Here is a 13,082-nt window from a genome sequence, read left to right as displayed (position 1 = left end):
CCCCTACTCGCCTTCGTCTGTCGTCGGTTCCGAGATGAAGGAAAAGCCACCGCGGTTCGGCCATTCCTCTTCCTGCGGTACTGGCACGTCGGTCTTTGCGCCGTCGCTTAGTGGGGTGGTGGCGGCTGATGCTTCCGCGCTGAGCAGATTCATCGGGTCTGCCGCCACCGCCTTCTCACGAGCGGATCTCGTGACCATCGGCTTGTTGTTGCCTCGTCCGGCATAATCGCGCATGGCGTGCACGAGATCGAGATCCTGCTGCCCGTCGCGGTCGACGGAACGGTGCGCAGCGCGCGCAGACCTCCACACGTCCCCCATCATCGGGAGTTCGTGCAGGCCGTTCGACCATCGCAGCGGGATGAACTCGCCGTTGTCCTCGAGCCACACGACATGCAGGTTGTAGGGATCGACACGGATCGGCCACTTCCCCTTCTGCCGTTTCGACTGCGACTCTCGTCGCCTGTAATGGGCAAGGCGTTCGGAGTCATAGATGCGGTGCTCGATGGTGACTCCATATCGATTGATCCTGCGGTGCACGATCGGCAGCAGCGCGATGAAGTCATCTTTGGCGAGGGGCACGTGGAGCTCCGGGACGACCTCTCGAAACGCTCGACACATCTCGTTCGGGGTCAGCGAGATCGTTGGTTCCAAGGGGTCGCGAAGTCCGTCGTGGTTTCGGTTCTGCCACTCGACCGCCACCCAGTCCTCCAGCAGCTCTTGCATCTGAGCGATGGTGAGCAGCTCTGCCGACTGGGCTTCGACGTTCTTCCCACGGTGTTCGACGCTTCGTCCTACGTATCCCTTGACGTGCTGCAAGAACAGCGACGAGATCGATGCGAAGGTCCGCTCGACATGGGCCTTGTCTGTCGGCGTGTGAGGGGCAGCCTTCGTGAGCGAGATCCCTAACGCCGCGCAGACCGCGCGAAAGTGTTGAGAAAGAAACGGTCGACCGTTGTCGGTGGTGATCGTCTCCGGGAAGATGAACGGCTGCGCGAGCCGAAGACGTTCATACCTCTCCTGATCGATCAACGCCTCTTCCGCCCACGCAGTCGAGAGCAGTCTTCTCGTTTCACGGGCTCCCTCTGGACGCCGTCCGTAGGGAACCAAGGCGCGCGCAAGCACGATGACCAAGTCCATGCTCTTTGTGGAAACCGGACGCAACACTGCCGACAGAATGGAGCGGGTCGCGACGTCGACCATGATCGTCAGCTCGGGCCGACCCACGGTTGCAGCGTCGATACGCACCATCACGTCCAGTCGAGTGGTGTCTATCTGCACGTGCTCACCAGGGCGTAGGCCGGGTCGGCCACCGAGAGCACGGTCCGGACGCAATGACAGAGATTCTCGAGTCTTCGCAGAACCGAACGAGAATCGTCCGCGGTCCTCTGCAGCAAGGACCCGATAGAAGGTCGCACGGCTCGGCATCGCGACATCGTCCCCATGGTTCCTTCGGACTAGGGCTTCAACCTGCGCGAGGATGACCGCCTTGCTGGTCGTGGATTCTCGCGCGCGACGGGCGAGAACAATGTTGAGGGCCTCGATGACGCGCGGGTCAATACTGGATGATCGTCTTACGCGCCCTTCACGAGAACGTCGATCCGCGACTGCAGCGATCCCGCCCTCGTTGTAAGACTTCAGCTTGCGGAAGACGGTCCGTGCCGTCACGGTGCGACCAAGCTCGTGCGCGAGCCGAGTTACTTCCTTCTCGACTGCTTCACGTTGCTGACCGTGTGTCTCGGAGGCAGCCGCGATTCGAGCAAGGGCCTCTCTCCACACCAGAAGCTCGCTCGTTGACTGTGCTCCTTCGACGAGCGTCTCCGCCGCTCCGAGGAGGAGATCAGTCGCGGGAGGCTCGGCGGCACGGTTGAGTTCGTCATGGCTGACGTCGAACTCGCCACCATCCTGGTCTCGCAAGGTGACTGCGGACGGACGCACCACGATCACGTCATAGGTCTGTCCGCGCCACACGATGCGCGATCCTGCTGTAGCGTTCATGCGTCGTTCCTCCACGTCACGAGGGTCCTCAAAGACAACGGTTGTTCCAGATCTACATCGAGGCGACGACTCCAAATCAGCGCGTAACAGCGCCCCAGTCCTTCCTGGCCCCCGCCCAGTCGTTCCGCTGCCTCGCTGATCGTTCCGGCAAACCCGGACAGCGCCTGCGCCAGGTCGTCGACCGACCACCTTGGCTCACGGAACCGCATCAAGAAGCGGGCGTTGGCGTCGCGTATCGGGGAGTCTTCCGAGTACACGACGTAGCGCCATCCGAAGTCAGCGCACAGCACGGCGGTTCGGTCGAATACTGCTCGCGCTGCGGCATCAATCCGCTGCAGCGGCCGCACATCGACGAGCATCCTCGACCCGTCGGCGAACCGTACGAAGAAGTCCGGGGCATGATTGCCGGGAACGGTGCCGAGCCAGCGAATCCACATCGGTTGGCTGGTGACGGAGCGGACGCCCTCAAGACGATCCAGTTCGATCAGGAACGACCGTTCCGCAAGCGACTCGAACCCGACGTGCGCCTGCACGCCCTGCATGTAGAGGAGACCGGAGTAGTGCTGCTTGCCCGGCCAGGTTGGGAAGTCGCGCACCGGTTCGCAGTCTTCGAACGGCACGCTCCCAACATCGGCAACATCTACCTCGACTCGTACGCCGTCGAGCTGATACTCGATCCGACGAGGAACGACCGCGGGCGCCTCGGCCGGCGCTGGCCACACAAAATTCGAGAACATCATCCAAGCCCATCGACGAACAACAGTTGTGTTCGTCCGGCGGCCTAAGACGACGTGAAGCCGAACGCGCCCCTCGCTGACGATGACTCATCGAGGTGAATTGGGAGATGTGCCTGCTTCGCCGATCAAGCTACGCGGACGCCGCTCGCGGGCACGGGCGACACGCCGAGGAGTTGTGACAGATAGGTGAGAAGACTGACACCTACGAGGAGCGTTACTGACAGGTACGTGAGATATTGACAACTCCCGAGAGATGGGACAACCCTTCCAGTATCCGCCCGAATCATCGTGATCAAACCGTTGCATTCGTTACCTCGCCGTTATACAGTGATCACACGGTGAATGTTTGCTGTGGCATCCACCGCATGTGATTGCAGGACACTCTTGGTGCAAGGGACAAGGGCCGGTCGGGAGCCTCTCCGACCGGCCCTTTACTGCGCCCGGTACTCTGTGAGGATGACCGATCGGAAGCTCGCGCTGGAGGCCTGGGAAAGCCTCTTCCGCGCGCAGCACGAACTGTTCACCGAGATGGCGGCGGACTTCGACACCGGCGATATCACCCAGGCCGAGTACGACGTACTGCTCACGGTGACGCGCTCGCCGGAGATGACAGCGCGGCTGCGCGACATCACCGCCAACATGCTCATCAGCCAGCCGAGCGTCTCCCGCCTCGTCGACCGGATGGTGACCCGGGGGCTGGTCGCGAAATGCGCCGACCCGGACGACGGCCGCGGCGCCCTGATCCGCGCGACGGACGAGGGTGCCCGGGCGTTCCGTGCGCTCGCCACGGTGCACGGCCGGTCGATCGCCGACCGGATGTCACGCCTCGACGACGAGGAGCTGCGTCTGCTCCGCGACCTCGCGGAGAAGCTCCGCACCCGCTGACCGCTCCCCATCTCCACAGGCGCCGCGGTCGGGGGCGTGTCCACCGACGACGGCATCATGACGGCCGCGACGGTGGCGGGCGTCGCTTTTCTGGCAGGGTGGGTTGCGCACGCCCACATCGACCGTGGGCATATCGGACCGCCCCCTCGGGGGGAACCAGGGAGGTCATCCATGGAGATCGCCGGAATCGTCGGCATCCTCATCGTCATCGGGATCGCGGTTGTCGCCGCGATCGTCGTCCTGCTGATCCTGCTGCTGTTCGCACGCAGCTGGATCAAGGTGGCTCGCGCCGACGAAGCGCTCGTCATCTCCGGACGCAAGCAGAAGGTGCAGCGTGCCGTGATCGGCACCGACGGCACGAGCAGCTCCGAGATGTCGGAGTCGCCCGTCACGGTCATCGTGAACGGGAAGTCGCTTGTCAACCCGATCACCCAGCGCCACGAGATCATCTCCCTCCGGTCGCGGCAGGTGTCGCTCAACGCCGAGGCGCAGTCGCTCGACAACGTGACGCTCAACGTCGACGGCGTCGCGATCGTGAAGATCGGCTCCGACCCGCTGCTTGTGCGCCGGGCCGCCGAGCGCTTCGCCTCCCAGGACAAGGCCATCGAGCAGTTCACCACCGAGCAGCTCGAGGGCGCCCTGCGCGGCATCGTCGCGACGCTCTCCGTCGTGGAGCTCATGCGGGAGCGCAAGAAGTTCTCCGACCAGATCGCCGCCGACGTCTCCCAGGAGCTCGCCGAGCAGGGCCTCATCCTCGACTCCTTCCAGATCAAGGGCATCACCGACAAGGTCGGCTACATCCAGTCCCTCGGTGCCCCGGAGATCCAGGCGAAGCGCCAGGCCGCGGAGATCTCGCAGACCAACGCCGACCGCGCGATCAACCAGAAGAACATCGCGAACCAGGAGGCGAACCTCGTAGAGCAGACCGCGCTCGACACGAACACGGCCAACGCCAACGCCGGAATCGGCCGCGCCCGCGCCGAGGCGGAGCAGGCCGAGCAGCTCGCCCGCGCCCAGGCCGAGCAGGCCGTGCTCCAGCAGCAGGCCGAGAACAAGCAGGCGCAGCTCGACGCCGACGTCAAGCGCGTCGCGGACGCGCAGCGGTACGAGGCGGAGACCCGCGCGCAGGCCGAGCTCTACACGCGTGAGCGCGCGGCCGAGGCGGCGGCGATCGAGCAGGTCAAGCAGGCCGAGGCGCGCACCCGCATCGCCGAGCAGCAGGCGCAGGCCGACAAGGCGCGCGCCGACGGTGAGGCGGCGGCCGCGATCGCGAAGGCCACCGGTGACGCCGACGCGCTGCGCGCCCAGGCGGAGGCGGAAGCCGAAGCCCGTCGCCTGCGCGCCAACGCCGAGGCCGAGGCGATCCGCGCCGAGGGTGAGGCCCGTGCCGCGGCCGTCGAGGCTGAGGCCAAAGCCATCGCCTCCAACCAGGACGCGTTCCTCTCGCAGCGCGTTCTGGAGGTGCTGCCCTCGATCATGTCCGAGTTCGCGAAGGGCTACGCCGCGATCGGCAGCGTCTCGATCGTCGGCGGATCCGGCGAGGACGGCGCGTCCAACGTCGTCGGTGCCGACAGCGCGAAGGCCCTGCGTTCGGTCTTCGACAGCGTGCACTCCGCGACCGGCCTCGACCTCGCCGGCATCATCCAGGGACAGGCCGTCGGCCGCGGTTTCGGAGCGGGAGTCGCCGAAGCGTCCGCGCCCGCCCCGGCGCCGCGTACGCCCGCGCCGACCACTCCACCGCCGCCCGCGCCGCCCGCTCCCGCCGCGGAGTAAGAAGCGTACGACAGCGGATGCCGCGGCCGATCGGGTCGCGGCATCCGCTGTCTCATGACCCGGCAGACTGGACGGGTGACCCGCGCCGCCTTCGACCTCACCGCCATCGGCGCCGGTCTGTCTTTCGCGGGCGCCCTCGACGACCTCTCCACCGCCCTCGACACGAGCGGATCCGTGGTCGTGACCGCGCCGCCAGGTACGGGCAAGACCACGCTCGTCCCGCCGCTCCTCGCCTCACGCCGCACCGGACGCGTGATCGTCACCCAGCCGCGCCGGATCGCCGCGCGCGCGGCCGCTCGCCGACTCGCACAGCTCGACGGCACACCCCTCGGCTCCCGGGTGGGCTTCACCGTCCGTGGCGAGCGCACTGTCGGGCCGGACACGAGGGTCGAGTTCGTCACCGCTGGCGTGCTCCTGCGACGGATGCTCGACGACCCCGGACTCGACGGCGTGAGCGCGGTCATCATCGACGAGGTGCATGAGCGTGCCCTCGAGACCGACCTCCTCCTCGGCCTGCTCTCCGAGGTGCGCGAGCTGCGAGATGACCTCGTCGTCATCGCGATGTCCGCGACCCTCGACGCGGACCGGATCGCCGCGGTCATCGGGACCGAGGAGTCTCCCGCGTCGATCGTCGACCACGACGTCCCGGCTTTCCCCCTCACCGAGCGCTGGGCACCGAGTTCTGCGCCCCGCCTCGACGAACGCGGAGTCACCCGGGGCTTCCTCGATCACGTCGCGAGTGTCACCGCCACCGCCGCCGCCGAGCTCGTCCGGAATGGCCCCGAAGCGGATGTGCTCGTGTTCGCCCCCGGCGCGCGCGAAGTGGCGGAGATCGCGCGACGAGTCCGCGACCGGAACAGCGCCTTCGACGTCCGGGAGTTGCACGGCCAGATCCCGCTGGCGGAGCAGGATGCCGTGATCCGCGGTCGTGCGTCGGAAGCCCGGCCCCGCATCATCGTCGCCACCTCCCTCGCCGAGTCGTCTCTCACGGTGCCGGGTGTGCGGCTGGTCGTGGACAGCTGCCTGGCCCGGCAGCCGCAGCGCGACGCCGCCCGCGGGATGACCGGTCTGGTCACCACCGCCGCCTCCCGTTCCTCGTGCGTGCAGCGAGCCGGACGCGCCACCCGACAGGGCCCCGGCACCGTCATCCGCTGTGTGGACGAGCGCACCTATGCTGCCGCTCCTGCGCGGCCGTCGCCGGAGATCGCCACGGCAGACCTCACCGACGCCGCCCTCCTGCTCGCCTGCTGGGGCGCCCCGGGCGGCGCCGGCCTGCGCATGATCGAACCGCTGCGAGCCGACAGCCTGGCCGATGCCGTCACGGTGCTCCGCGGTCTCGGAGCGATCGACGACGACGGGCGCGCCACGGCAGAGGGCCGTGCGCTGGCACGAATCCCCACCGATCCACGGTTGGCCAGAGCGCTGCGGGACGGCAGCCCCGCGGTGGGGAGCCGGCTCGCCGCCGAGGTCGTGGCGCTTCTCGGCGGGGACCAGCGCATCTCGGACGCCGATGTCGCCCGCGCTCTCGTCGCGTTGCGCGGAGGGAGCACGGCCGAGGCCCGGCGGTGGCGCGAGGACGCTCGCCGTCTGGAACGCCTGGTCGCTCCGGCACCGGACACCCGCGCCGGTCTCGACGGCGTCGGTCTCGTGATTGCGCTGGCCTTCCCCGAGCGCGTCGCCCACCGCGCCGAGCACTCGGGATCGGGAGCGACGTTCCTGCTGGCGTCCGGCACCCGGGCCGGTGTCAGCGGCGCCCTGGCCGCGTCGGAATGGCTCGCCGTGGCCGACGTCGCCCGAGCCTCGTCCCGGACGGCAGCCGGCTCCGGTGCGGTCATCCGCGCCGCAGCGGCCCTCACCGAGGAGCAGGTGGAGCGCGCGGCAGGCCCCTTGATGAGCGACCGCGTCGAGGCCGAGTTCGTCGGAGGCCGCGTACAGGCCCGCCGCGAACGCCGGATCAGTGCGATCGTGCGCTCATCGGTGCCGGTGCGCCCGTCGGCCTCGGAAGGCCGGGATGCCGTGGGCCGAGCACTCCGACGCGATGGCCTCGGCATGTTCACGTGGTCCGACGGGGCGGAGGCCCTGCGCCGCCGACTCGCGCTACTGCGACGTGAGCTCGGAGACCCCTGGCCCGATGTGTCGGACGCGGGTCTGCTCGCATCGCTCGACGTGTGGCTGGCACCGGAGCTCGACGCTCTCGCCTCCGGCACGCCCGCGAGTCGGCTGGATCTGTCATCCGCCCTTCGCCGTCTGCTGCCCTGGCCCGAGGCCGTGCACCTCGATGCGCTCGTCCCGGAGCGGCTCGAGGTGCCCAGCGGCTCCCGTGTACGCATCACCTACCCGGAGCCCGACGGCGACGCGACCGCACGGCCCGTCGTGGCGGTGAAGCTGCAGGAGTGCTTCGGCTGGGCGGAGACTCCCCGGCTCGTGGACGGCCGCGTCCCCGTGCTCTTCCATCTGCTGTCCCCGGCGGGGCGGCCGCTCGCGGTCACCGACGACCTCGCCTCGTTCTGGTCGGGCCCCTACGCCCAGGTACGCGCCGAGATGCGCGGCCGCTACCCCCGGCACCCGTGGCCCGAGGACCCGTGGGCCGCCGTGCCGACGAAGCACACCAAGAACCGCGCCGCGCGCTGACCCAGGCCAGGACTCCGGCTCAGCGTGTGCGCCGCCGCAGCGTGAGGGCGGCGAGCACCAGAGCGCCGACCGCGAAGGCCACGACGATGAGCAGCGGACCGAACACGTCCCCACCCTCGTCCCCCGCCGCGACCGCGTTGATCGTGTCGATCGCGTAGCTCAGCGGCAGCCACTCGGAGATGGCGTACAGCGCGTCGGGCATCTGGTCGCGCGGCATGAACAGACCGCCGAGGATGATCTGCGGGAACACCAGCAACGGCATGAACTGCACCGCCTGGAACTCGGTCTGGGCGAACGCGCTCGCCAGGAGCCCCAGCGCCGTGCCGAGCAGGGCATCGACCACCGCGACGAGACCCAGCTGCCACAGCGGCCCGTCCACGTCGAGCCCGCACACCCCGACCGCGAACGAGACCGTGATCACCGCCTGCAGCAGAGCCATCAACCCGAACGCGAGCGCGTAGCCGAGGATGAAGTCGGCCTTCTCGAGCGGCGTGGTCATCAGCCGTTCAAGCGTGCCGGAACGACGCTCCCGCAGGGTGGTGATCGACGTGATGAGGAACATCACGATGAACGGGAACAACGCCAGGATGGCACCGCCGAACTGATCGAACACACCGTCCTGCTCGCTGAACAGCCAGGCGAAGAGACCGACGAGCAGGCTCGGGGCGATGAGCATCAGGGCGATGGACCGCGGGTCGTGTCGGAGCTGCGTGAGCACACGGCCGGCGGTCGCGAACAGCCGTCGGCCGTTCATGTCCCGTCCTCCTCCTGGCGCTCGTGCGCTTCTCGGCGTGCGCGCCTGGTGGTCGCGGTGCCGGCGGCCCTGTCGCGTTCGATCAGCGCCAGGAACGCGGCTTCGGCGTCGGTCGTTCCGGTGTCGGCGAGCAGTGCGGACGGCGTCGTGTCGGCGATGATCCTCCCCTCCCGCATCAGCAGCAGCCGGTCGCAGCGCACCGCCTCGTCCATCACGTGACTGGACACGATGAGCGTGACGCCCCGATCGGCCAGGCGGCGGAACAGGGTCCAGAGCTCCGCCCGCAACACGGGGTCGAGACCGACCGTCGGCTCGTCCAGCACGATGAGCTCCGGGGAGCCGATCAGGGCCGTCGCGAGCGACACCCGCGTCGCCTGGCCGCCGCTCAGCGCATCGACGAGCTGCCCCGTCTGCGCGTCGAGACCGACCTCCTGGATGACCCGGTCGACGTCCCCCTTCGGCGCCTTCAGGAGCGCGGCGAAGTAGGCGAGATTCTGCCGCACGCTGAGATCGCCGTAGACCGAGGCGCCCTGCGTGCCGTACGCGACACGGTGCCGGAGCCGGCGGGACCCGCCCGGCTCGCCGAGAACGGTCACGTCACCGGAGGCGATCCGCTGCACACCGACGATCGACCGCATGAGCGTGGTCTTGCCGCACCCGGAGGGGCCGAGGAGACCTGTGATCTGGCCGCGGGGAACGGCGAGGTCGATGGCGTCGAACACGGACACGGCCCCACGCCGCACGCGGAGCTGCGTGATCTCGACGGCCGCATTATTCACCATGCGATGAATTATGCGCCTCGCCTCGTCGGGCGTCAACGCCTCTCAGTGGGCACAGCTTCGGAGCGCCGGATCGACACGCCGCCGCCGGCCGTGCGGTCCGGCGGCGGCGGGCGAGATCTCCGAAGCTGTGCCCGCCGCGGGGCGGATCAGTCGAAGAGGTAGCGCTGGACGGTGGGGCCGACGCGGCCGACGAGCTCGTCGACGGAGGCGCCGGCGAGCGCGGGAAGCTGCAGGACGTAGCGGCCGATGAGCATGCCGGCGATCTGCGACGCGACGAGGGCGGCACGGAAGTCGGCGTCCTCCACGTCGAGGCGGCGCGCCACACGGGAGAGCAGTTCGCGGGAGAGGAATCCGGCGAGCAGGGGCGTCGTCAGTCTGCTCCCGATCGCCGTGCGCAGGAGGAGCACGCCGCGGCGGCGCACGTCGGGCTTCTCGAACGCGTCGAGCACATAGCGGACGAGCCGGGCCCCCGCTTCGTCCTTCGGCCCCGCGAGGATCTCGGGGACGTCGAGGTCGGGGCGCAGCGGTATTCCGGCGGCCTCGGAGAACAGGTCGGCCTTGGTGCCGAAGTAGTGGTGGACGAGCGCGGAGTCGACCCCGGCGCGGGCGGCGATCGACCGCACCGTGGCGCCGTCGTACCCCTGCGCACCGAACTCGTCGACGGCCGCGGACACGATGCGCTCGCGGGAGTCGGTGCCGCCGCGCGGGCGCCCGCGTCGTCTCGGCGCCTTCTGCTCGGTCATGCCCGCCAGCCTACGGCTCCGCGGATCCTCACTCACCGAGCAGATGCCGGAGATACCGCTGCGGCTGCCCGAGGAACGAGCGCCAGTGGTTCACGATCTCGAGGTCCTCCCAGGCGGTCGGGCGGAGTCCCCACTCCCCGACCTCCAGGATGGCCGCACCCGGAAGCGCCGCGAGCACCGGCGAGTGCGTGGCGCACAGCACCTGGCCGCCCTCGTCGGCGATGCGCTGTAGCACGGCGATCAGCGTGAGAGTCGAGTGGAACGACAGCGCGGCCTCCGGCTCGTCCAGGCAGTAGAACCCCGGATCATCGAAGCGGCTGTCGAGCAGGGCGAGGAACGACTCCCCGTGGCTCATCTCATGGAAGGGCACATCGCCGCGCAGGGAGGGGTTCTCCTCGAGATACGTGTAGAACGAGTGCATCGTCTCCGCCCGGAGGAAGAACCCCCAGCGGTGCGCCCCGACGCCTCGTTGGAGGCGCAGCCAGTCCGACAGCGGCGACTCGCTCGGCCGCGTCCGGTGCTGCGCCTGGCGGGACCCGCCTTCCGGGGAGAGACCGTACGCGATCGCGATGCCCTCGACGAGGGTGGACTTCCCGCTGCCGTTCTCACCGACGAGGAAGGTCACTCCCGGCCCGAGATCCAGTCCCTCGCGCAGCACCTGGGCCACCGCGGGGATGTTCGTCGGCCACGTCCCGTCCGGGATCGGCGCCTCCTCGTTCGGCCGCACCGCGACGACCGGCTGCTGCCGCATGTGCCTCTCCCTCCTCCGTCGACCCACCCCTCTGTGTGCCTGCCACCCCCTCCGTGCGCACGCAACGGGCCGGGGCGCGCGAAAGGGGGTGGGTTGGCGAGGTCAGCACTCGATGACGTTCACCGCCAGACCACCCTCGCTGGTCTCCTTGTACTTCGTCGACATGTCGAGGCCCGTCTGGCGCATCGTCTCGACGACGGCATCCAGCGAGACGTAGTGGCTTCCGTCGCCGCGGAGCGCGAGGCGGGCGGCGGTGACGGCGGTCGAGGCGGCGATCGCGTTGCGCTCGATGCACGGGATCTGCACGAGTCCCCCGATCGGGTCGCACGTGAGGCCGAGGTGGTGCTCCATCGCGATCTCCGCGGCGTTCTCGATCTGCCGGTTCGTGCCGCCCATCACCGCGGTGAGCCCGCCCGCGGCCATCGCGCACGCGGAGCCGACCTCGGCTTGACACCCGCCCTCGGCGCCGGAGATCGAGGCGTTGGCCTTGAACAGCGACCCGAGGGCGGTGGCCGTCAGCAGGAACCTGCGGATACCCCGGCGGCGGTTGGCCTCCGCGATCTCCGCGTCCTCGCCGTCGAGTGCGGGAGGCGACGGCGGAGCCCCGTCGAACCCGAGCAGCGCGCTGCCCACGAGCTCGCCGTACGGCGTGACCGCGTTCCCGGCACCGAGGCCCGAGTCGGCGAGGAAGCGCCACCAGTACATCGCCACCGCCGGGAGGATGCCCGCCGCGCCGTTGGTGGGTGCCGTCACGACGCGGCCACCCGCCGCGTTCTCCTCGTTCACCGCGAGCGCGAACGCCCCGAGCCACTCGCCGGGGAGCTCCCGGTGCCCGTCGGCTTCGACCGCCTCGAGCTGCGCACGGATCGTGCCCGCACGGCGCTTCACCTGCAGCATGCCGGGAAGGACGCCCTCGGCGTGCAGGCCGGCGTCCACGCAGCCCGCCATCGCGTCCCAGATCGCATCGAGGCCGGCGGCGACCTCCTCCTCGCTGCGCAGTGCCGTCTCATTGCGGCGAGCGACCTCCGCGATGGACAGGCCGTGCTCATCGCAGAGGGCGAGCAGCGAGGCGGCATCGGCATAGGGATGCGGGAAGGCACCGGTCGAGAGGTGCGCCTCTTCCCCCTCGCGCCGGATGAACCCGCCGCCGATCGAGTAGTACGTCTGCTCGAACAGGGTGGTCCCGTCGGCATCACGGGCGATGAGCGTCATGGCGTTCGGGTGGCCGGGGAGTCGGGTCCGGGGCGCGAACACGATGTCGTCCTTCCGGAACGGCACCGCATGGGCGCCGTCGATCCGCAGCGGCTCCCCCTCCGGATACGCGGACCACGCCGCACGGACGGCCGCCGGATCGCACGTCTCCGGAGCGAGACCGCGAAGCCCCGCGACCACCGCATCCGGGGTGCCGTGGCCGATCCCGGTGGCGCCGAGCGAGCCGAACAGCGTGCACTCGACGCGGCCGACACGGTCCAGTTCCCCGGAGGCGGTCAGCTGCCGCGCGAAGTCGAGCGCCGCGCGCATGGGTCCGACGGTGTGCGAGCTGGACGGGCCGACGCCGATGGAGAAGAGGTCGAAGGCCGAGACGTACGCAGTCACCCCTCCAGGCTACGCCGAGTTCGGGATTCCGGTTCACCGCGATTAACCGCGCGGCCGGCGGGTCCGCGTCAAGGCCCTTCATCTCCCGGAGAATCGGAGGCAGGCTGAGGGCACGACATCGCAGAAAGGGACGATCATGACCGACAGCACTCCCGAACCGACCGCGAACGACGAGCTCTCGCCCGAGGCGCAGACCCCCACCCCGACCCCGGCCTCCGACACCACGGAGGGCGAGGCGACGACGCCGGAGCAGGCGGACTCCCCCGAGGACGCGGACCCGGCCGAGGTCCCGAGCACCGAGGAGCTGGAGGAGCCCAGCACCGAGAAGGCCCCGGGCGAGGAGCCGAAGGCCCCGAAGCGCGACGACCCGGAGCCTGACCACGAGGCCGTCGGCCTCGGCGTCGACTGACTCCCGCCCCGAGACCCCGCACTATC

Annotated in this window: 11 protein-coding genes; 4 read left to right on the top strand and 7 right to left on the bottom strand. The window is 69.4% G+C overall.

Annotated features, from left to right (window positions below):
- Positions 1-3: 3 nt before the first annotated feature.
- Together IZR02_RS03005 and IZR02_RS03000 are read right to left on the bottom strand one after the other, a co-directional pair.
- A complete protein-coding gene (locus tag IZR02_RS03005) occupies positions 4-1,995 on the bottom strand; it encodes a Mu transposase C-terminal domain-containing protein (RefSeq protein ID WP_081811604.1) in 1,992 nt (663 codons plus the stop codon).
- Complete coding sequence (locus IZR02_RS03000; protein ID WP_025104536.1) at positions 1,992-2,735, bottom strand: TnsA-like heteromeric transposase endonuclease subunit; 744 nt, start codon at positions 2,733-2,735, stop codon at positions 1,992-1,994. The genes IZR02_RS03005 and IZR02_RS03000 overlap by 4 nt, the downstream gene beginning before the upstream one ends.
- 453 nt (positions 2,736-3,188) lie before the next feature.
- Here IZR02_RS03000 and IZR02_RS02995 point away from each other — a divergent pair, with 453 nt between their 5' ends.
- The 3 genes from IZR02_RS02995 to hrpB all read left to right on the top strand — a co-directional run bounded on the left by IZR02_RS02995 (position 3,189) and on the right by hrpB (position 8,021).
- Positions 3,189-3,617 carry a MarR family winged helix-turn-helix transcriptional regulator gene (locus IZR02_RS02995; RefSeq protein ID WP_025104537.1) on the top strand — a complete coding sequence of 143 codons (429 nt, stop codon included), beginning with the start codon at positions 3,189-3,191 and terminating at the stop codon, positions 3,615-3,617.
- 171 nt (positions 3,618-3,788) lie between these two features.
- Positions 3,789-5,390, top strand: coding sequence for an SPFH domain-containing protein (locus IZR02_RS02990; RefSeq protein WP_025104538.1), 1,602 nt, complete (start codon positions 3,789-3,791; stop codon positions 5,388-5,390).
- A 75-nt stretch (positions 5,391-5,465) separates the two neighbouring features.
- Positions 5,466-8,021 carry an ATP-dependent helicase HrpB gene (gene hrpB / locus IZR02_RS02985; RefSeq protein ID WP_025104539.1) on the top strand — a complete coding sequence of 852 codons (2,556 nt, stop codon included), beginning with the start codon at positions 5,466-5,468 and terminating at the stop codon, positions 8,019-8,021.
- Positions 8,022-8,040: 19 nt separating this feature from the next.
- Here hrpB and IZR02_RS02980 read toward each other — a convergent pair whose 3' ends face one another.
- The 5 genes from IZR02_RS02980 to IZR02_RS02960 all read right to left on the bottom strand — a co-directional run bounded on the left by IZR02_RS02980 (position 8,041) and on the right by IZR02_RS02960 (position 12,647).
- A complete protein-coding gene (locus IZR02_RS02980; RefSeq protein ID WP_025104540.1) occupies positions 8,041-8,775 on the bottom strand; it encodes an ABC transporter permease in 735 nt (244 codons plus the stop codon).
- Positions 8,772-9,557, bottom strand: coding sequence for an ABC transporter ATP-binding protein (locus IZR02_RS02975; RefSeq protein ID WP_115642566.1), 786 nt, complete (start codon positions 9,555-9,557; stop codon positions 8,772-8,774). Before IZR02_RS02975 ends, IZR02_RS02980 begins: the two co-directional genes overlap by 4 nt.
- Positions 9,558-9,703: 146 nt before the next feature.
- A complete protein-coding gene (locus IZR02_RS02970; protein ID WP_025104542.1) occupies positions 9,704-10,300 on the bottom strand; it encodes a TetR family transcriptional regulator in 597 nt (198 codons plus the stop codon).
- 28 nt (positions 10,301-10,328) lie between these two features.
- Positions 10,329-11,051 (bottom strand): AAA family ATPase, encoded by a 723-nt coding sequence (locus IZR02_RS02965; RefSeq protein WP_025104543.1) that lies wholly within the window; start codon positions 11,049-11,051, stop codon positions 10,329-10,331.
- Positions 11,052-11,153: 102 nt separating this feature from the next.
- Positions 11,154-12,647 carry an L-serine ammonia-lyase, iron-sulfur-dependent, subunit alpha gene (locus tag IZR02_RS02960; protein WP_062766212.1) on the bottom strand — a complete coding sequence of 498 codons (1,494 nt, stop codon included), beginning with the start codon at positions 12,645-12,647 and terminating at the stop codon, positions 11,154-11,156.
- A 136-nt stretch (positions 12,648-12,783) separates the two neighbouring features.
- Between IZR02_RS02960 and IZR02_RS02955 the strand changes: the two genes are divergently transcribed.
- Entirely contained in the window at positions 12,784-13,056 is a 273-nt protein-coding gene (locus IZR02_RS02955) for a hypothetical protein (RefSeq protein WP_025104545.1), read from the top strand.
- Positions 13,057-13,082 lie beyond the last annotated feature (26 nt).

The sequence above is a fragment of the Microbacterium paraoxydans genome (assembly GCF_019056515.1).
Taxonomy (GTDB): domain Bacteria; phylum Actinomycetota; class Actinomycetes; order Actinomycetales; family Microbacteriaceae; genus Microbacterium.
Note: the sequence above shows the minus strand (reverse complement) of the source record. Positions and strands in the feature narration are given on the sequence as shown.

Excerpts from the sequence above, each read along its gene's own strand:
- IZR02_RS03005 (WP_081811604.1), bottom strand. The coding sequence starts at position 1,995 with ATGAACGCTACAGCAGGATCGCGCATCGTGTGGCGCGGACAGACCTAT.
- IZR02_RS03000 (WP_025104536.1), bottom strand. The coding sequence starts at position 2,735 with ATGATGTTCTCGAATTTTGTGTGGCCAGCGCCGGCCGAGGCGCCCGCG.
- IZR02_RS02995 (WP_025104537.1), top strand. The coding sequence starts at position 3,189 with ATGACCGATCGGAAGCTCGCGCTGGAGGCCTGGGAAAGCCTCTTCCGC.
- IZR02_RS02990 (WP_025104538.1), top strand. The coding sequence starts at position 3,789 with ATGGAGATCGCCGGAATCGTCGGCATCCTCATCGTCATCGGGATCGCG.
- IZR02_RS02980 (WP_025104540.1), bottom strand. The coding sequence starts at position 8,775 with ATGAACGGCCGACGGCTGTTCGCGACCGCCGGCCGTGTGCTCACGCAG.
- IZR02_RS02975 (WP_115642566.1), bottom strand. The coding sequence starts at position 9,557 with ATGGTGAATAATGCGGCCGTCGAGATCACGCAGCTCCGCGTGCGGCGT.
- IZR02_RS02970 (WP_025104542.1), bottom strand. The coding sequence starts at position 10,300 with ATGACCGAGCAGAAGGCGCCGAGACGACGCGGGCGCCCGCGCGGCGGC.
- IZR02_RS02965 (WP_025104543.1), bottom strand. The coding sequence starts at position 11,051 with ATGCGGCAGCAGCCGGTCGTCGCGGTGCGGCCGAACGAGGAGGCGCCG.
- IZR02_RS02955 (WP_025104545.1), top strand. The coding sequence starts at position 12,784 with ATGACCGACAGCACTCCCGAACCGACCGCGAACGACGAGCTCTCGCCC.